General features: G+C 65.8%; 20 protein-coding genes and 1 tRNA gene. 12 read left to right on the top strand and 9 right to left on the bottom strand.

Going from position 1 to position 16,134, the window contains the following annotated elements; all coding sequences use genetic code 11:
* The first annotated feature begins 6 nt into the window (after positions 1–6).
* The gene (locus ACT53K_RS01400) at positions 7–1,062 is read left to right on the top strand and encodes a ribonucleotide-diphosphate reductase subunit beta (RefSeq protein ID WP_476226739.1); all 1,056 of its coding nucleotides are present in this window, start codon (positions 7–9) and stop codon (positions 1,060–1,062) included.
* A 113-nt stretch (positions 1,063–1,175) separates the two neighbouring features.
* Here the strand turns inward: ACT53K_RS01400 and ACT53K_RS01395 are convergent, their stop codons facing one another.
* Positions 1,176–1,361, bottom strand: a complete 186-nt coding sequence (locus ACT53K_RS01395) for a hypothetical protein (RefSeq protein ID WP_476226738.1) — start codon at positions 1,359–1,361, stop codon at positions 1,176–1,178.
* A 190-nt stretch (positions 1,362–1,551) separates the two neighbouring features.
* On the opposite strand from ACT53K_RS01395, the gene ACT53K_RS01390 reads away from it, so the two are divergent.
* The 3 genes from ACT53K_RS01390 to ACT53K_RS01380 all read left to right on the top strand — a co-directional run bounded on the left by ACT53K_RS01390 (position 1,552) and on the right by ACT53K_RS01380 (position 3,538).
* Complete coding sequence (locus ACT53K_RS01390; RefSeq protein WP_476226737.1) at positions 1,552–2,217, top strand: DUF4893 domain-containing protein; 666 nt, start codon at positions 1,552–1,554, stop codon at positions 2,215–2,217.
* A 178-nt stretch (positions 2,218–2,395) separates the two neighbouring features.
* Positions 2,396–3,034 (top strand): outer membrane protein, encoded by a 639-nt coding sequence (locus ACT53K_RS01385; RefSeq protein WP_476226736.1) that lies wholly within the window; start codon positions 2,396–2,398, stop codon positions 3,032–3,034.
* A 93-nt stretch (positions 3,035–3,127) separates the two neighbouring features.
* The gene (locus ACT53K_RS01380) at positions 3,128–3,538 is read left to right on the top strand and encodes a globin domain-containing protein (protein ID WP_476226735.1); all 411 of its coding nucleotides are present in this window, start codon (positions 3,128–3,130) and stop codon (positions 3,536–3,538) included.
* Between the two features lie 20 nt (positions 3,539–3,558).
* Here the strand turns inward: ACT53K_RS01380 and ACT53K_RS01375 are convergent, their stop codons facing one another.
* Positions 3,559–4,029, bottom strand: coding sequence for a c-type cytochrome (locus tag ACT53K_RS01375; RefSeq protein WP_476226734.1), 471 nt, complete (start codon positions 4,027–4,029; stop codon positions 3,559–3,561).
* 132 nt (positions 4,030–4,161) lie between these two features.
* Between ACT53K_RS01375 and ACT53K_RS01370 the strand changes: the two genes are divergently transcribed.
* Positions 4,162–4,368 (top strand): hypothetical protein, encoded by a 207-nt coding sequence (locus tag ACT53K_RS01370; protein WP_476226733.1) that lies wholly within the window; start codon positions 4,162–4,164, stop codon positions 4,366–4,368.
* A 4-nt stretch (positions 4,369–4,372) separates the two neighbouring features.
* Here the strand turns inward: ACT53K_RS01370 and ACT53K_RS01365 are convergent, their stop codons facing one another.
* On the bottom strand, positions 4,373–6,433 hold the full coding sequence (locus tag ACT53K_RS01365) for a S9 family peptidase (RefSeq protein ID WP_476226732.1): 2,061 nt from the start codon (positions 6,431–6,433) through the stop codon (positions 4,373–4,375).
* Positions 6,434–6,452: 19 nt separating this feature from the next.
* Positions 6,453–7,208 (bottom strand): energy transducer TonB, encoded by a 756-nt coding sequence (locus tag ACT53K_RS01360; protein WP_476227268.1) that lies wholly within the window; start codon positions 7,206–7,208, stop codon positions 6,453–6,455.
* A 106-nt stretch (positions 7,209–7,314) separates the two neighbouring features.
* On the opposite strand from ACT53K_RS01360, the gene ACT53K_RS01355 reads away from it, so the two are divergent.
* From ACT53K_RS01355 to ACT53K_RS01340, 4 genes are all read left to right on the top strand, one after another.
* The gene (locus tag ACT53K_RS01355) at positions 7,315–7,641 is read left to right on the top strand and encodes a hypothetical protein (protein WP_476226731.1); all 327 of its coding nucleotides are present in this window, start codon (positions 7,315–7,317) and stop codon (positions 7,639–7,641) included.
* A gap of 138 nt (positions 7,642–7,779) precedes the next feature.
* Entirely contained in the window at positions 7,780–9,576 is a 1,797-nt protein-coding gene (locus ACT53K_RS01350; RefSeq protein ID WP_476226730.1) for an aminopeptidase P family protein, read from the top strand.
* Positions 9,558–9,692, top strand: a complete 135-nt coding sequence (locus ACT53K_RS01345; RefSeq protein WP_476226729.1) for a hypothetical protein — start codon at positions 9,558–9,560, stop codon at positions 9,690–9,692. The genes ACT53K_RS01350 and ACT53K_RS01345 overlap by 19 nt, the downstream gene beginning before the upstream one ends.
* A gap of 218 nt (positions 9,693–9,910) precedes the next feature.
* A tRNA-Thr gene (locus ACT53K_RS01340) sits at positions 9,911–9,985 on the top strand.
* A gap of 23 nt (positions 9,986–10,008) precedes the next feature.
* Here ACT53K_RS01340 and ACT53K_RS01335 read toward each other — a convergent pair.
* The 5 genes from ACT53K_RS01335 to ACT53K_RS01315 form a co-directional block, all read right to left on the bottom strand.
* Positions 10,009–10,218 carry a hypothetical protein gene (locus ACT53K_RS01335; protein ID WP_476226728.1) on the bottom strand — a complete coding sequence of 70 codons (210 nt, stop codon included), beginning with the start codon at positions 10,216–10,218 and terminating at the stop codon, positions 10,009–10,011.
* A gap of 21 nt (positions 10,219–10,239) precedes the next feature.
* On the bottom strand, positions 10,240–10,893 hold the full coding sequence (locus ACT53K_RS01330) for an NAD(P)H-dependent oxidoreductase (protein ID WP_476226727.1): 654 nt from the start codon (positions 10,891–10,893) through the stop codon (positions 10,240–10,242).
* A 76-nt stretch (positions 10,894–10,969) separates the two neighbouring features.
* Positions 10,970–11,593 carry a response regulator transcription factor gene (locus ACT53K_RS01325; protein ID WP_476226726.1) on the bottom strand — a complete coding sequence of 208 codons (624 nt, stop codon included), beginning with the start codon at positions 11,591–11,593 and terminating at the stop codon, positions 10,970–10,972.
* A complete protein-coding gene (locus tag ACT53K_RS01320) occupies positions 11,590–13,221 on the bottom strand; it encodes a PAS domain-containing sensor histidine kinase (RefSeq protein ID WP_476226725.1) in 1,632 nt (543 codons plus the stop codon). Before ACT53K_RS01320 ends, ACT53K_RS01325 begins: the two co-directional genes overlap by 4 nt.
* 10 nt (positions 13,222–13,231) lie before the next feature.
* Positions 13,232–13,633 carry a response regulator gene (locus tag ACT53K_RS01315; RefSeq protein ID WP_476226724.1) on the bottom strand — a complete coding sequence of 134 codons (402 nt, stop codon included), beginning with the start codon at positions 13,631–13,633 and terminating at the stop codon, positions 13,232–13,234.
* 149 nt (positions 13,634–13,782) lie between these two features.
* Between ACT53K_RS01315 and ACT53K_RS01310 the strand changes: the two genes are divergently transcribed.
* Genes ACT53K_RS01310 through fghA form a run of 3 tightly spaced genes read left to right on the top strand, consistent with a single transcriptional unit; the run spans position 13,783 to position 16,129 of the window.
* Positions 13,783–14,895: an S-(hydroxymethyl)glutathione dehydrogenase/class III alcohol dehydrogenase gene (locus ACT53K_RS01310; protein WP_476226723.1), complete on the top strand. Its 1,113-nt coding sequence runs from the start codon at positions 13,783–13,785 to the stop codon at positions 14,893–14,895.
* A gap of 14 nt (positions 14,896–14,909) precedes the next feature.
* Positions 14,910–15,293: a VOC family protein gene (locus ACT53K_RS01305; RefSeq protein ID WP_476226722.1), complete on the top strand. Its 384-nt coding sequence runs from the start codon at positions 14,910–14,912 to the stop codon at positions 15,291–15,293.
* Positions 15,293–16,129: an S-formylglutathione hydrolase gene (gene fghA / locus ACT53K_RS01300; RefSeq protein WP_476226721.1), complete on the top strand. Its 837-nt coding sequence runs from the start codon at positions 15,293–15,295 to the stop codon at positions 16,127–16,129. Before ACT53K_RS01305 ends, fghA begins: the two co-directional genes overlap by 1 nt.
* Positions 16,130–16,134 lie beyond the last annotated feature (5 nt).

Below are 16,134 nucleotides of genomic sequence, written 5' to 3'. Positions count from 1 at the left end.
CCCGCAATGTCGCTTCTCGAAGCCCGCAAGACCTACAAGCCCTTCGAATATCCCTGGGCCTATGAATATTGGAAGCGCCAGCAGCAGGTGCACTGGCTGCCGGAAGAAGTGCCGTTGGGCGAGGATTGCCGCGACTGGGCGCAGAAGCTGACCGATCACGAGCGCAACCTGCTGACCCAGATCTTCCGCTTCTTCACCCAGGCCGACGTGGAAGTGCAGGATTGCTACCACGAAAAGTACGGCCGCGTGTTCAAGCCGACCGAGATCAAGATGATGCTCACCGCCTTCTCCAACATGGAGACGGTGCACATCGCGGCATACAGCCACCTGCTCGACACGATCGGCATGCCCGAGACCGAGTACAGCGCCTTCCTCCAGTACAAGGAGATGAAGGACAAGCACGACTATCTCGCCACCTTCGGCGTCGATACCGATGAGGATATCGCCAAGACGCTGGCGATGTTCGGCGGCTTTACCGAGGGGCTGCAGCTCTTCGCCTCGTTCGCGATGCTGATGAACTTCCCGCGCTTCAACAAGATGAAGGGCATGGGCCAGATCGTCAGCTGGTCGGTGCGCGACGAGAGCCTGCACTGCGAAGGCATCATCAAGCTGTTCCACACCTTCTGCAAGGAACGGAACTGCCTGACCCCCAGCGTGCGCGACGACATTCTCGACATGTGCCAGAAGACCGTCCGCATCGAGGATGCGTTCATCGACCTGGTGTTCGAAATGGGCCCGGTGAACGGCATGACGCCCAAGGACATCAAGAAATATGTCCGCTTCATCGCCGACTGGCGGCTGGGCCAGCTGGGCATGAAGCCGATCTACATGATCGACGAGCACCCCCTGCCCTGGCTCGCCCCGCTGCTCAACGGCGTCGAGCACGCCAACTTCTTCGAAACCCGCGCGACCGAATATTCGAAGGCGGCGACGCGCGGCCAGTGGAACGAAGTGTGGGACAGCTTCGACAAGCGCCAAAAGGCGAAGGTCGGTACGGCCGCCAACGAAGACCCGAACGGCGAAGGCGACATGTTCGCCAAGGCCGGCATCGCGGCGGAGTAACAGAACAGCCCCGCGCCCAGCCGGCGCGCGGAACTGGTTTGCGCGCAAAGGCGCAGAGAACGCAGAGCGACGGGCTTTATCCCACGCTGCGGGCTCTGCGCCTCGGCCGCATTCTATAGATGTGCGATCAGATAGCGGATCAGGTCGACCGCGCCGGAAAGGCTGACCGGCGCCACCAGCAGCACCAGCGCATAGAACAGCAGCATGCGCGTCAGCACCCGCTCGCGCCGGCTGCGCGGGACCGGCGCGGGCGGCTGCGGTTCCGGCCGTGGCCAGACTCGGTGCTCGTCATAGAACATGGCCGTACCATAGCATGTCCGGCACGGCGGCGGCGGAACAACCGTGCCTTCCAGCAATTGTCGACACAACGGTTCGCCGCATTCGTCCACCAGTCGTCGTGCCGTTTACCATTTATTAACTTCACTTTCCGATTTCTTACCGCGCCGGTCGCCAGTCAGGCGGTTCGGGGTTTCGACAAGGATTGTACGGATGCACCGGCTCGCCTGCGCGTTGCTTGTCGTGACCATGCTCGCCGCCTGCCAACCCGGCAGCGGGGGCACGGGACCCCGACCCGTCGTTATCGCCGAAACACCGCCGCCGCCGCCCTTGTGGCGGACGCGCATTGCCGATGCCGACGTGCCGCGGCTCGATGCGCTCACCGCCAGCTGGAGCCGGCTGCACGCCGCGCTGCGCAGCGCCGTGCGGCGGGCGCAGGGTGCGGTGATCGATCCGACCGCGGCACAGGCGCACCCGGCGCTGCCACCCGGTTCCTATCGCTGCCGCACATTGCGACTGCACCCCGGCGGGCGCGGTCTAGCGACGGTACAGGCCAGCACCCCCGGCTTCTGCTTCGTCTCGCCCACCGGCGAGACCGAGGATGCCGCGCCGCTGGGCTTTGCCAAGCAGACCGGCGGCGATGTCATTGCCGGCTATGTCTATCCCGATGGCAAGCGCTATGTCTTTCTCGGCGCGCGTCAGCGCCGCGCGGGCGAAAACGACCTCGCCTATGGGCGCGACACCGAGCGCAATGTGGTCGGGATGCTCGAGCGCTATGGTCCGTTCCGCTGGCGGCTGGTCACCCCGGGCGCCGAAGCGGGCGACGTGCTGGTCTATGAACTGACGCCGGTGCCGGCGGAGAGCCAGCCGCGCGGTTGAACCGCGCACCGCGTTCATCTGCCCGACAGAAACCGTTGCCGCGCTGCAACAGGACGATGCGAAGTTCCGCAACTGCGCAACTTTCCCGCACTGCGGAACATTGATCCCCCGTCCCCGCCGCCGCGAGCGTCGCCGGCCTGCGGAGACTGGTTTTGTCAGCGTACGAGGTTTTCTCCACATGCGTATTTTTCTCGCTGCCGCGGCGTTTGCCGCGCTTCCCTTCGCCGTCTCTGCTGCGCACGCGCAGGACAGCACGACCACGCCGCCGCCCGCAGCCGATACGACGCCGGCCGCCGATGCGGGCACGCCAAAGGCCCCCGATGGCTCGCGCGCCTTCGGCGTCGAACCCTATATCGGCGTGATGGGCGGCTGGGAGCAGTTCGATCGGCAGCCCAATGCGGGCATTCCGATCCAGCCGGGCCGCTATCGCTATGACGGCGCGCTGGTGCAGGGCGTCGCGGGCGTCAACGTTCCGCTGGGCCCGGTGTTCGTCGGCGTCGAAGGCAACGCGACCAAGGGCGTGAGCGGCGACATAGACTGGGAATATGGCGCCGCCGGCCGCTTCGGTCTGCGCGCAGGTGACAGCGGCCTGATCTATGGCAAGGTCGGCTATCAGTGGGTCAATTTCGACAAGATCCCCAATGCCAATCGCGACTATCACGCCATGACCTATGGCCTGGGCGTCGAAGTGGGGCCGAAGGATATCGGCCTAGGCGGCATCACCGGGCGCAGCGGTGTGCGGCTGCGGCTGGAAATGAACACCTTCAATGATGCCAAGAGCTTCCGCCCGATGGCAGGTATCATCGCGCATTTCTAAGGTTTGGGCGGGCGTACCGATGGGTGCGCCCGCCTGCTCCATGTTGATCCGCATCAACGCCGGCAAGGGCGCACCGGCCTAGAGGCACGGGCCATGTCCGACCTACTTTCGCCCTTTCAGCGTATCGGCGGGGCCGATGCGGTCCATGCGATCGTCGATCGCTTCTACGATCTGGTCGAAACCGACCCGACCTATACCGAACTGCGGGCAATGCATGGCGCGGATTTTGGGCCGGTACGCGAATCGCTTACGCTGTTCCTGACCGCCTGGACCGGCGGCCCGCGCGACTGGTTTTCGGCACGCCCCGGCACTTGCATCATGTCGCTGCACCGCGCACTGGGCGTCACCAGCCAGACGGCCGCGCAATGGGCGCACGCCATGGACCGGGCGATCGCCGCAGACCCGGGGCTAGACCCCGAACTCGCCCGCTGGTTTTCCGACGCACTCGACCGGATGTGCCGCGGCATGGCGGCGCAATCGGCGATGACGGGCGCAGCGGCCTAGGGGCGCCGCGCCGCGCCTGCTCAGTGCGTTTCGGGCTTGCGATAAAGCTGGTGGCAGGCGCCGCAGGTCTTACCGACTTCGGCGAACTGGGCGGCGAAACCTGGCTGATCGCCAGCTTTGGCAAGTTCCGCGAGCTTGGCCGTAGCGGCGGCGAAATCGGCCGCCTTGGCCTCGAAACCAGCACGGTCGCTCCAGATCGTCGGCAGCGCTTCGGAGTTGGGAGCAGTGCTGCCGGCGGGGAACATGCCCGGCAGCGCCTTTGCCCAGGCGGCGAGCGCGCGGGCGCCACCGGCCAGCGTCTTCACATCGTCGCCGCGCGCAATGGCACCCTTCATCCCGCCCATCACGGCACCCGAAAGACGAAACGCCGCCTGGCGCCCGGCGACAACATCCCCACCGCCATCGGCCGGCGCCGCGCCACTGCCCGCATGCGCCACTGCCGCCGCCAACAGCAGGGCAGCCCCCGCCAGACCCCAACGCACGATCCGCATCGCTCTTCTCCGCTTTCGAGGAACCGTGCCTGTCTACTCCGCCCCAGGGCGTCGGGCAACGTAAGGGAAAGCTTCTCCGTTTCGGAGCAGTTCGGCGCCGAAATGGAGATTGGATGCCGTATGAGGCGAGGCGTGACGACAAACGCCTCGCCCCGACTGGATTATGTGTGCCAGCACTGCGGTGCCGGCGGCGCGACCCGCGATGCCTGGGCCGAATGGGACATCGATGCGCAGGACTGGCAGTTAAGCGAGATATTCGATTTCGCCTTTTGCCATCACTGCCACCGCGAGACGCGGCTGGTGCCGGTGCCGGTCTCTGCGCACGACGACAAGCACTGAGCGTTCAGCCCTCTACCCCCAACTGCCACAGCACGAAGGCCATTTCGTCAGCATATTCGCGCAGGCTTTCCCAGCGACCCGACTTGCCGCCATGGCCGGCGCCCATATTGGTCTTGAGCAGCAGCACATTCTGGTCGGTCTTGGTGGCGCGCAGCCGCGCCGCCCATTTGGCGGGCTCCCAATAGGTCACGCGCGGATCGTTCAGGCCGCCCGAGATGAAAAGTGGCGGATAAGGCTGCGCCCGCACATTGTCATAGGGGCTATAGCTGCGGATCAGCTCGAACGCGGCCTTGTCCTCGATCGGGTTGCCCCATTCGGGCCATTCGCCGGGTGTGAGCGGCAGGCTTTCGTCGAGCATCGTGTTGAGCACGTCGACGAACGGCACGTCGGCGATCACCGCGCCCCAAAGCTCGGGATCGGAATTTACCACCGCGCCCATCAGCTCGCCGCCCGCCGAACGGCCGGCAATCGCGATCTGGCCGGGGGCGGTATAGCCGAGCTCGATCAGGCCCTTCGCCACGTCGACAAAGTCGTTGAAGGTGTTGGTGCGCTTCTCCAGCTTGCCCTCGTGGTACCAGTGCTGGCCCAGATCGTCGCCGCCGCGGATATGGGCGATGGCGAAGGCCATGCCGCGGTCGAGGAACGACATGCGGCTGGTCGAGAAGCCCGGCGGGATGGCATGACCATAGGCGCCGTAGGCATAGAGATAGAGCTTGCCGCTGCCGTCGCGCGGGAAGTCCTTCGGATAGACGATCGACACCGGCACCTGCGTGCCGTCGCGCGCGGCGATGGTCAGTCGCTCGGTGCGGTATTTGCTGCCGTCATAGCCGCTGGGGATTTCCTGAACCTTCAGCGTCTCCAGCGTGCCGGTCGCCACGTCATAGTCATAGACAGTGCCCGGCGTGACCATCGATTCATAGCCGAGCCGCAGCTTGGTGACGGCATATTCGGGGTTGTCGCCCAGATCGGCAACATAGCTCGCCTCGGGAAAGCGCAGCCGCGTCGGCGCGCCGCCTTCGTAGCGGTGCAGCTCGATCTGATCGAGGCCGTCTTCGCGCCCCTCGACTACGAAGAAATCGGCAAAACAGGTCACGCCGGTCATGTAGAAATGACGCGAAGGCGCGATGCGTTCGGTCCATTCACCCGGCGCGGTGACGGGGGCGCTCACCAGCCGCCAGTTGGTGTCGGTATCGTTGGTGTGGATGAACAGCGTGCCGTCATGCTCATCAACATCATATTCGCAGCCCGGCTTGCGCGGTGCGATACAGACCGGCTTGGCGGCGGGATTGTCGGCGGGGAGCAACCAGACTTCGCTGGTGGTGTGATCGCCTGTCGCAATGGTCAGCCATTTGCGCGACTGAGTCTCCCCCACCGCGACGCGATAGCCTTCATCGGCTTCGCGGAACAGCTCGACATCCTGCTCGACCGGCTCGCCGAGCTTGTGCCAGCGGGCATTGTCGGTGCGCCAGTTCTCGTTGGCGACGCCGTAGAGGAACCCCTTCGAATCCGCCGTCCAGACGATTTCGGACAGCATGTCGGTTATCGTGTCGGGCAACAATTCGCCGGTAGTCAGGTCTTTCACCCGCACCACGAACCGTTCCGAGCCATTATCGTCATAGGCATAAGCGAGCCAGCGCCCGTCAGGGCTCGCCGAAATCGCGCCGAGGCGGAAATATTCCTTGCCCGCCGCCAGCGCCGGTTCGTCGAGGATCAGTTCGTCCGGGCCGCCGGCCACAGGCTTGCGCCACCAGCGCGGATATTCGCCGCCGGTTTCATGATCGGTCCAGTAAAGCCAGTCGCCATCCTTTTGCGGAACGCTCGATTCGTCTTCCTTGATGCGCCCGCGCATTTCCTGGAACAGCGTTTCGGCAAGCGGCTTCAACGGCGCCATCACCGCTTCAAAATAGGCGTTCTCTTCCTCCAGATAGGCGAGCACGTCCTTGTCGGTCACCTCGGGATAGCCGGGGTCGCGCAGCCACGCCCAGGGGTCTTCGATGGTGATGCCATGGCGGGTGAAGCTGTGCGGGCGCGTCGCCGCTACGGGCGCCTTGGGCAGATCGGTCATCCCCGCTTCATAGCCCAGCCTAACGCTCTGTCGAACCCTCCGCGTCATCGGGCAGGTCATAGAGGCGCCAGACATGTTCGCCGGTTACGGTATCGGCATAGGGGCGCCCCTGCGCATCAAGGCTGGGGCGATAGCGGAAGCGCTTCTGGATCAGGCGGCACGTCGTCTCGTCCAGATCGCGATTGCCGCTCGTGCGCGTGACGGTGCAGCTGGTGACGCGGCCGTTCACGCCCACGACAAAGCGCAGGCCGACGGTGCCGCTCGCGCCGGCCTTCAGCGCCGCGCGGGGATAATCGGAATCGCGCAGGCTGCCCGAAAGCCAGCGCAGCGGCGTGCCGCCGCCACCGCCAGGCCCCTTGCCGGCATCGCCGCTGCCCATGCCGTCGCCCTGCCCGCCCGCGCCCGTGCCCGGCCCGGGAAGCGGCGCCGCGCCCTGACTTGCCTCGCTGCCGGTGCCGGCCTTGGGCGCAGCGATCAGCGGCGGTGGCGGGAGCAGCGGCGTGACCGTTGGCGCGACGACCTCAGTGGCCTGCGAAACTTTGTTGGGCGGTGCGGCAGCCCCTTCGGCCCTGGGCGCGGCATGGCGCGGCGCGGGGGCCGGCGCAGGATCGGGCACCGGCGGTGGCGGCGTGAAGGTAATCAGGAGCGGATCGCGCGCGATCGCGGTAGGCATTCGCACCGTAAATGCCGCGAACAGCGCCACCGCCAGCAGCCCTTCGACTGCCAGCGCTGCGGCCGCACCGCCCAGCCGACTGCGAGAAAAGCGCGACATCATGGTCACAATACGCCTTCTGCGGGCGGTTGTTTCGGGTTCATGCAACCGAAATGTGCCATCGACTATTGTTACGCAGGTAACGGAAACCAAAAGATGGGAACGCAGCATGCGCAAGACAATCGCTACCCTGAGTGCTTTCGCCCTGATGATGCCGGTGATCGCACCGATTGCGCCTGCCAGCGCGCAATCGCGCTATGAAGGCAGCTCCAGCTCGCACAAGCGGGTGCGCTATGTGAAGAAATGCCGCCACTCCAGCGGCACGGCCGGCCTGATCGCCGGTGGTGTGGCGGGTGCCGTGGCGGGTCCGGCGATCATCGGCCACGGCCTGTTGGGTGCCGTTGTCGGCGGCGGCGCCGGCGCGCTGGGCGGCCGCGCGATCGACCGCAGCATGACTGCGAAGAACCGCTGTTATTATGTGCGGGTTCGCCGCTAAAGGCAGGCGGCCCTTCCTTCCAGACTCCCCTCTCGCTCGCGGGAGGGGAACCCTCACCTCCCTCCGCCTGCACACCCCTTCCAAAAACGCACGGCATGGGCCAGATCGGCAGCATCACTGCGTTTTGAGGAAGTACCCATGTCCAGCTATGCCGACCGCCTGCAGGCACTGCGCGACCAGCTCGCGCGCGACCGGCTCGACGGCTTTGTCGTGCCGCTCACCGACGAACATATGTCGGAATATGTCGGCGCCTATGCGCAGCGACTGGCGTGGCTGACCGGCTTCCAGGGCTCGGCCGGTACCGCAGTGGTGCTGCCCCAGGAAGCGGCGATCTTCACCGACGGGCGCTATACGCTGCAGGTGCGCCAGCAGGTTTCGGCGGACCATTGGGAATATGTCGGCGTGCCCGCAACCAGCGTTGCGGCATGGCTGGGCGAACACGCCCCGAATGGCGGGCGGATCGGCTATGATCCGTGGCTGCACACCCGAACCTGGGTGGAAGAAGCGCGCAAGGCGCTTGCCGAAAAGGGCGCCGAACTCGTTGCGGTCGACACCAACCCGGTCGACGCCGTGTGGCCTGACCGCCCCGCCCCTTCCGACGCCCCCCTCGAAGTGCTCGACGAGGCGCTGGCCGGCAAATCCTCGGCCGCAAAGCGTGCGGACATCGCCGACTGGCTGCACGCCCGCAAGGCCGATGCGGTGGTCGTCGCCGCGCTCGATTCGATCGCCTGGGCGTTCAATATTCGCGGCACCGATGTCACCCACACGCCGGTCGCCCTGTCCTATGCCGTGGTACATGCCGATGGCACGGCGGACCTGTATGTCGCCCCCGAAAAGCTGACCGAGGCGGTGCGCCAGCATCTTGGCAACGCCGTGCGTGTACACGACCGCGCCGCCTTCGCGCCCGCGCTCGGCCAGTTTGCCGGCAAGCGTGTAGTGGCCGATCCGGGCAGCGCCGTAGCGGCCATCTTCGACGGGCTCGAGGCGGGCGGCGCGCGTGTGATCGCGCTGCGCGATCCGGTGATCCTTGCCAAGGCGATCAAGAACCCGGCGGAGATTGCCGGGCACCAGGCGGCGCAGGCGCGCGACGGCGCGGCGCTCAGCCGCTTTCTGAAATGGTTCGAGGAAGCCGCGCCGCAGGGCGGGCTGACCGAGCTTTCCGCCGCCGACAAGCTGCGTGCATTTCGCGAGGCCACCGGGCGGCTGAAGGATCTGTCGTTCGACACGATTTCGGCCACCGGCCCGAACGGCGCGATCCCGCACTATAAGGTGACCGAGGAATCGAGCCTCCCGATCGAACGCGGCCAGCTCTATCTGGTAGATTCCGGCGGCCAATATGGCGACGGCACCACCGACGTGACGCGGGTGATGCCCGTGGGCGAAGCGAGCCACGAGATGAAGGACCGCTTCACTCGCGTCCTGAAGGGCCATATCGCCATCGCCACCGCCATCTTCCCGGATGGCACCACCGGCGCACAGCTCGACGCCTATGCCCGGCGTCCGCTGTGGGAAGCGGGTCTCGATTTCGCCCATGGCACCGGCCACGGCGTGGGCGCCTATCTTTCGGTACACGAAGGGCCGCAGCGCATTGCGCCGCCCTCCTATCCCGGCGGACAGGCGCTGGAGCCGCTGCGCGCGGGCATGTTCCTGTCGAACGAGCCCGGCTATTACAAGGCCGGCGAATATGGCATCCGCATCGAGAATCTGGTGCTGATCATCGAACGCACCATTCCCGGCGGCGATCAGCCGATGCTCGCCTTCGAAACGCTGACCTTCGCACCGATTGAGCGAACGCTGATTTTACCGGAGCTGTTAACGCCTTCGGAACGCGACTGGCTCAACCTGTACCATACGCGGGTTCTCGACATTGTCGGCCCGCAACTGGACGGGGATGAGCGGCAATGGCTAGTGGAGAAATGCGCGCCAATCGCCTGATGTGGTTTTTCGCCGGCGCGGCCACGATGGCGATCTATCTGATGGGCCCCCATGCGATCATGGATAAGGCCTATGATTTCGGTCAGTCCGCCGCCGACTGGATTCGGCCGCACTGATCGGTGTCCGATTCGGGCGTCGGATTGCTGTCGGCGACCCTCTGGCCGCGTGCCTGGGCCTTTCTGCGGCGGAGATTGGCCCGCAACGCCTCGGCCAATCGCGCCTTTTTGTCCGCTTCGCTCATAGGGGTGCGATAAACCGACAAATGGCGGGTTGACAATCGGGTAGCCGCCTGCACATAGGCGCCTCCCGCCCGACGCCGGTCGTCGGTTCGAGTGCTGCCGTAGCTCAGTGGTAGAGCGCATCCTTGGTAAGGCTGAGGTCGCGAGTTCAATCCTCGCCGGCAGCACCATTTTCCCCTTCGGGGCCCGCGGTTCAGGCGAACAGAGAGCGCTCGTCCTCTTCCAGCTCCTGCGGCACGGCGAGTTGTTCGCCTTCGCATTTGCTGACGTGATGCGGTGGCGGCACCAGCAACCAGGGCGCTGTCATTATTTCGCACCACAGGCCCATGCAGGTCGCCGGCCAGTCCCATAACGGATTGCCCGCGGTTTCGGGGTGGAGATGGTTCGAACCTTGCCGTTCCATGCCGCTCTCTCCTTTGCTCGCTCAGCCTTGCTGATCCGCCGCGGCGAGGATGCGTCGCATCCGGCCGGCGTGCCGCGCCCGCAGCAGTTCCGCACACAAGGCCCGCGCATGTTCGCGCACGCGCGCCAGATGCTCCTCGGCGAATCGCGGCTGCATTCCTTCTACCACAGCATCAAGGTGGAGGTGGCCGGCATCTTCCATGCCGAATATCGTGCGAAGATAGGTATCGAACGCATGACGCAGCGCCACCCACTGCCCCTGCGCGTCGAGCCAGGGCCGGGTGGCGCCTGAACTGCTGACAAGTGCGAGATGCTTGCCCGCCAGCATGGCCGGCACCATCCCGTCGGCAATCGCGTCCGCCGTGAAGCCGGCGCCGAGCACTCGGTCGATATATCCCTTGATCATCGCCGGCGGCATGCCGAACCAGAGCGGATAGACGAGCACCACCGCGTCGCTCGCCTGGAGCAGCGCCTTTTCCTCCGCCAGCGCAGCATCGGGTGCGGCACCCGGGCGCAGCACGGGATCGAAACCGAGCGCATAGAGGTCGCGCAACTCGGCCACTTGCCCCGACGCGCGCACGCCGTCGCACCAGGCAGCGGCGACGGCATGGTTGAAGCTGTCCGGCCCCGGATGGGCCAGGACGACCAAATGGCGAAGCGGCGTTTCCGGCGGCATGGCGGACTTCCTCCCGATACGGGGGTACGCAACACCCGCCGAGACTAAAGGACTGCGCTGCCGCCGAAATCCGGTTCTATACGGAGCGGCGCCCCATGCCCGCGGCAAAGGCGATGCGCAGCGCCTCGGACAGGCTGCGCGCGCCCAGCTTGGTCATCACATTGGCGCGGTGCACCTCCACCGTCCGCGCCGAGATGCCAAGATCATAGGCAATCGTCTTGTTGGGATACCCCTGCGCCAGGCCTTCCAGCACCTCGCGCTCCCGCACCGTCAGCGCGGCAATAAGCGTCGTCGCATCGGCAGCACGCGCCTGCACGTCCTCGCTGGACTCTAGCCGGGCAAAGCCGCGAGCAAGCGCATCGAGCAGCGTCGCGCTTTCGAGCGGCTTTTCAAGAAAGTCGAGCGCCCCCTGCTTCATCGCCTTCACGGCAATCGACACGTCGCCATGTCCGGTCAGCACGATGACCGGCATATTCACGCCGCGCTCCGCCAGCGCCGCCTGAACCTCCAGCCCGTCCATTTCGGGCATGCGCACATCGAGCAAAATGCACCCCGGCTCCAGATGGCGCACTTCCTTCAGAAACGCCGCGCCCGAGGCCCAGGTTTGCACCGTAAAGCCCGATGTCTTGAGCAGGAAGCTGGCCGATCGGCGCACGCTATCCTCGTCATCGACCACATGCACCAGTCGCTTGTCGCTCACGGCGCTTCCCCTTCCTGAACCTGAACCAATGTGAAATGAAACAGCGTGCCGCCGCCGGGGCGCGGCTCCATCCAGATTCGGCCGCCATTCGCCTCGACGATGGTGCGGCAGATCGACAGGCCCAGCCCCATGCCGTCGCACTTGGTGCTGTTGAAGGCGCGGAACAGATCCTCCGCGATCTGCGGCGCCACACCCGTTCCGGTATCCGCCACCGTCATGCGCACCAGCCCCGGCGCGTCGAGCCGGCTGGACAAGGCCAGGCGGCGTTCGTCCGAGCGCTGCATTGCCTCGATCGCATTGCGGATCAGGTTGATCAGCACCTGCTGGATCTGGATCCGGTCGACCAGCACCGGACTTGCCTGCGGGTCGAGCGCGAACTCGACGGTAACGCCCTTTTCGCGCGCGCCGATCAGCGCGAGCTTGCAGGCTTCGTCGACAAGGTCGGGCAGATGCTCGACACTTTTTTCCAGCTCGCCGCGGGCAACGAACTCGCGCAGGCGACGCACGATCGTACCGGCCCGCAGTGCCTCGCCGGCGGCGTCGGCCAGCGCCTCCTGCACCATCGGCAGGTCATCAGGGTTGCCCGCTTCGAGCAGGTTGGTGACGCCGCGGATATAGTTGACCACCGCCGTGATCGGCTGGTTCAATTCGTGGGCCAGAGTGGAGGCCATGGTGCCCATCGCACTCACCCGCGCGGCATGGATAAGCCCGGAGCGCAGTTCCTCGATCCGCTGCTCGGCGCGCTGCTTTTCGGTCAGGTCGCGAATGAAGCCGGTGAAGACGCGCTCGCCGTCGGTGATCGCCTCGCCGACTGACAATTCCATCGGAAAGGTGCTGCCGTCGTGCCTGAGACCGAACACCGTGCGCCCGCGCCCGATGATCCGCTGTTCGCCGGTCTCCAGATAACGACGGATATAGCCGTCATGGCGCGTGCCCTCGGCCTTGGGCATCAGCATGCTGATGTTGCGACCGACAACCTCGGCCTCGCAATAGCCGAACAGCCGCTCGGCCGCTGCGCTGAACGACAGCATGTTGCCGCGTTCGTCGACGATCACCATGGCGTCGATGACGGTAGCGAGGATCGAGCGCAAATGGTTGGCGCTGGCGGTGGCCTGACGCTCGCTGGCGCGTTGTTCGGTAATATCGCGGATGACCGTGCCGAAGCCGCGCAGCGCACCCTCCGGGTCCAGCAACGGCGTAATGAGGATCTGCGCAAGAAACTCCGACCCGTCTCGGCGGACGCGCCAATCCTCCAGCTCCACTTTGCCGTCGGCCAGCGAGCGATCGAGATCGGCACGCGGCTTGCCTTCCGCGATCGCCGTGGCGGGGTAGAAACAGGCCATGTCCTGCCCCACCAGTTCGGCCTCGCGCCAGCCGAGCAGCCGCCGCGCACCATCGTTCCAGAACGAAATGCGGCCCTGCGGATCGACCGTGTAGATCGCATAGCCGACCGCACCGTCGATCAGCAGGTTCAGTTCCGCCGCCAAAGCATCGGCTTCCTGCGCGCGGCGCTGAGCGTCGGCCTGATTGGCGAGCAGCCGCTGGCGCAGGGCATGGATATAGCTGCCGATCGTGATCGTGATCGCAACGGCAATCAGCACGCCCAGCACAACGCTGATTTGTATCACGCCCCGCGCCTCATCGCGCCAGCGCCCCCAGCAGTTCCAGCCGGCCGACCGGCTTCTTCACCACCGCCGCGAAGCCCGCTTCGCGCGCAGCATCGTCCAGTTCGTCGCGGCTGTGCGAGGCGATCAGGACAGCCCGTCCTTCCCAGCCGAGCTGACGAAACCGGCGGAGCAGATCGGCGGCATCGCCGTCGCGCAGATGCCGTGCGACGAACAGCGTGCGGATCGCGCGCAGGGCGGGATCAGAGAAGGCAGCCGCCGCCGCGGAAAAGGCGCGCACCTCGAAGCCGCAGCCATGCAGCAGCAGTTGTACCGCCCGCCGCGATTCGTCTTCCGAATCGACGAGCAGCACAAGCTCCCGCGCCTGAGGGGCGCTAAAGCCGGGTGTCGGCATCATGGAAGGCTCACGCTTCATGCCGCGCATTTTATGCATCCGCCACAGCGGGACGATGCGGATAGCTACGTACGGACTTAGCCGGTATCTGGACCGGTATCTGGAACCCGCTTGCAACCATTCCGGCTTTGCGGGATCAGGCGCGCAACCATCGTTCTGGAGAAGAGGCCATGAAGACCCGCGCCGCCGTAGCCTTTGAAGCGAAAAAGCCGCTGGAGATCGTCGAACTCGATCTGGAGGGGCCGAAACCCGGCGAGGTGCTGGTCGAGATCATGGCCACCGGCATCTGCCACACCGATGCCTACACGCTCGACGGCTTCGATTCGGAAGGCATCTTTCCCTCGGTGCTCGGCCATGAAGGCGCGGGCATCGTCCGCGAGGTGGGCGCCGGTGTGACCAGCGTGAAGCCGGGCGACCATGTGATCCCGCTCTACACGCCGGAATGCCGCCAGTGTAAGTCGTGCCTGTCGGGCAAGACCAACCTGTGCACTGCGATCCGCGCCACCCAGGGCAAGGGGCTGATGCCGGACGGCACCACCCGCTTCAGCTACAAGGGCCAGCCGATCTTCCATTACATGGGCTGCTCGACCTTCTCCAACTTCACCGTGCTGCCCGAGATTGCGGTTGCGAAGATCCGCGAGGACGCGCCGTTCCAGACGAGCTGCTATATCGGCTGCGGCGTCACCACCGGCGTCGGCGCGGTGGTCAACACCGCCAAGGTGCAGGTGGGCGAGACGGTCGTGGTGTTCGGCCTGGGCGGCATCGGCCTCAACGTGATCCAGGGCGCCCGGCTGGCGGGTGCGGCGCAGATCATCGGCATCGACGTCAATCCGGACCGCGAGGAATGGGGCCGCAAGTTCGGCATGACCCACTTCCTCAACACCAAGGGCATGTCGCGCGAGCAGATCGTCGCCAAGGTGGTCGAGCTGACCGACGGCGGCGCCGACTACAGCTTCGACGCGACCGGCAATACCGAGGTGATGCGCACCGCGCTCGAATGCTGCCATCGCGGCTGGGGCGAATCGATCATCATCGGCGTGGCAGAGGCGGGCAAGGAAATCAGCACCCGTCCCTTCCAGCTGGTCACCGGCCGCGTCTGGAAGGGCACCGCATTCGGCGGCGCCAAGGGCCGGACCGACGTGCCGAAGATCGTCGACTGGTACATGAACGGCAAGATCGCGATCGACCCGATGATCACGCACGTCCTGACGCTGGAAGAGATCAACAAGGGCTTCGACCTGATGCATGCGGGCGAAAGCATCCGCAGCGTCGTCGTGTACTGAGGGGAGGAAAGACCATGTTCAGTCATGTGATGCTGGGCGCCAACGATCTGGAGGCATCCAAGGTTTTTTACGATGCGGCGCTCGGCGCGCTGGGGATCGCACCCGGCCGGCTCGATCCCAAGGGCCGCCTGATCTACATGCAGCCGGACGGGCTGTTCATGCTGACGAAGCCGATCAACGGCGAACCCGCCTGCTACGCCAATGGCGGCACGCTCGGTTTCCGCGCGGCGAGCACCGAGGCGGCCGATGCCTGGCACGCCGCCGGTCTCGCCCATGGCGGTACCGCGTCCGAGGACCCGCCGGGCTGGCGCGAAAACGCGTTCGGGCCGCTCTACCTCGCCTATCTGCGCGATCCGACCGGCAACAAAATCTGCGCGCTGTTCCGCGAGCGGACCTGATGGAGACGCTGTCGACCAACCGGGCGTTCGGCGGTGTGCAGAGCGTGTATCGCCATGCCTCCGCCGCCACCGGCACGCCAATGACCTTTTCGGTCTATGTGCCCCCGCACGACGAGGACGCAAAGCTGCCGGTGCTCTGGTATCTGTCGGGGCTTACCTGCACCCATGCAAATGTGACGGAGAAGGGCGAATATCGCCGCGCCTGCGCCGAAGCGGGAGTGATCTTCATCGCGCCCGACACTTCGCCGCGCGGCGAAGACGTGCCCGACGACAGCGCCTATGACTTCGGGCAGGGCGCCGGTTTCTATGTCGACGCGACCGAGGCGCCCTGGGCGCAGCATTTCCGCATGCGGCGCTATATCGAGCAAGAACTGCCGGCGCTGATCGCCGAGCAGTTCCCGATGGCGGACCTCGGCCGGGAAGGCATTACCGGTCATTCGATGGGCGGCCACGGCGCGCTGACCATCGGCCTGCGCAACCCCGGCCGGTTTCGCAGCGTATCGGCCTTCGCGCCGATCGTGGCACCGTCGCAGGTGCCGTGGGGGCAGAAGGCCCTGGCCGGCTATCTGGGCGAGAACCGCGCCACGTGGCGCGCCCATGACGCCGTCGCGCTGATCGAGGATGGCGCGCGGCTTCCCGAACTGCTGGTCGATACCGGCACGGCCGATCCGTTCCTGACCGAGCAGCTCCGCCCCGAACTGCTCGAAAAAGCCTGTGCCGATGCGGGTGTTTCGCTGACCCAGCGGCTTCAGCCGGGCTATGACCATAGCTATTACTTCGTCTCAACCTTTCTGGCCGAACATGTCGCCTGGCATGCCGCCCGCCTGAAGGGCTGAGCACC

It is taken from the genome of Sphingomonas sp. DMC8, from assembly GCF_056314185.1.
Note: the sequence above shows the minus strand (reverse complement) of the source record. Positions and strands in the feature narration are given on the sequence as shown.

Excerpts from the sequence above, each read along its gene's own strand:
- ACT53K_RS01400 (WP_476226739.1), top strand. The coding sequence starts at position 7 with ATGTCGCTTCTCGAAGCCCGCAAGACCTACAAGCCCTTCGAATATCCC.
- ACT53K_RS01375 (WP_476226734.1), bottom strand. The coding sequence starts at position 4,029 with ATGCGGATCGTGCGTTGGGGTCTGGCGGGGGCTGCCCTGCTGTTGGCG.
- fghA (WP_476226721.1), top strand. The coding sequence starts at position 15,293 with ATGGAGACGCTGTCGACCAACCGGGCGTTCGGCGGTGTGCAGAGCGTG.
- ACT53K_RS01345 (WP_476226729.1), top strand. The coding sequence starts at position 9,558 with ATGCGCGCCAATCGCCTGATGTGGTTTTTCGCCGGCGCGGCCACGATG.
- ACT53K_RS01310 (WP_476226723.1), top strand. The coding sequence starts at position 13,783 with ATGAAGACCCGCGCCGCCGTAGCCTTTGAAGCGAAAAAGCCGCTGGAG.
- ACT53K_RS01350 (WP_476226730.1), top strand. The coding sequence starts at position 7,780 with ATGTCCAGCTATGCCGACCGCCTGCAGGCACTGCGCGACCAGCTCGCG.
- ACT53K_RS01360 (WP_476227268.1), bottom strand. The coding sequence starts at position 7,208 with ATGATGTCGCGCTTTTCTCGCAGTCGGCTGGGCGGTGCGGCCGCAGCG.
- ACT53K_RS01355 (WP_476226731.1), top strand. The coding sequence starts at position 7,315 with ATGCGCAAGACAATCGCTACCCTGAGTGCTTTCGCCCTGATGATGCCG.
- ACT53K_RS01305 (WP_476226722.1), top strand. The coding sequence starts at position 14,910 with ATGTTCAGTCATGTGATGCTGGGCGCCAACGATCTGGAGGCATCCAAG.
- ACT53K_RS01335 (WP_476226728.1), bottom strand. The coding sequence starts at position 10,218 with ATGGAACGGCAAGGTTCGAACCATCTCCACCCCGAAACCGCGGGCAAT.
- ACT53K_RS01365 (WP_476226732.1), bottom strand. The coding sequence starts at position 6,433 with ATGACCGATCTGCCCAAGGCGCCCGTAGCGGCGACGCGCCCGCACAGC.
- ACT53K_RS01385 (WP_476226736.1), top strand. The coding sequence starts at position 2,396 with ATGCGTATTTTTCTCGCTGCCGCGGCGTTTGCCGCGCTTCCCTTCGCC.
- ACT53K_RS01330 (WP_476226727.1), bottom strand. The coding sequence starts at position 10,893 with ATGCCGCCGGAAACGCCGCTTCGCCATTTGGTCGTCCTGGCCCATCCG.
- ACT53K_RS01395 (WP_476226738.1), bottom strand. The coding sequence starts at position 1,361 with ATGTTCTATGACGAGCACCGAGTCTGGCCACGGCCGGAACCGCAGCCG.
- ACT53K_RS01390 (WP_476226737.1), top strand. The coding sequence starts at position 1,552 with ATGCACCGGCTCGCCTGCGCGTTGCTTGTCGTGACCATGCTCGCCGCC.
- ACT53K_RS01380 (WP_476226735.1), top strand. The coding sequence starts at position 3,128 with ATGTCCGACCTACTTTCGCCCTTTCAGCGTATCGGCGGGGCCGATGCG.
- ACT53K_RS01315 (WP_476226724.1), bottom strand. The coding sequence starts at position 13,633 with ATGAAGCGTGAGCCTTCCATGATGCCGACACCCGGCTTTAGCGCCCCT.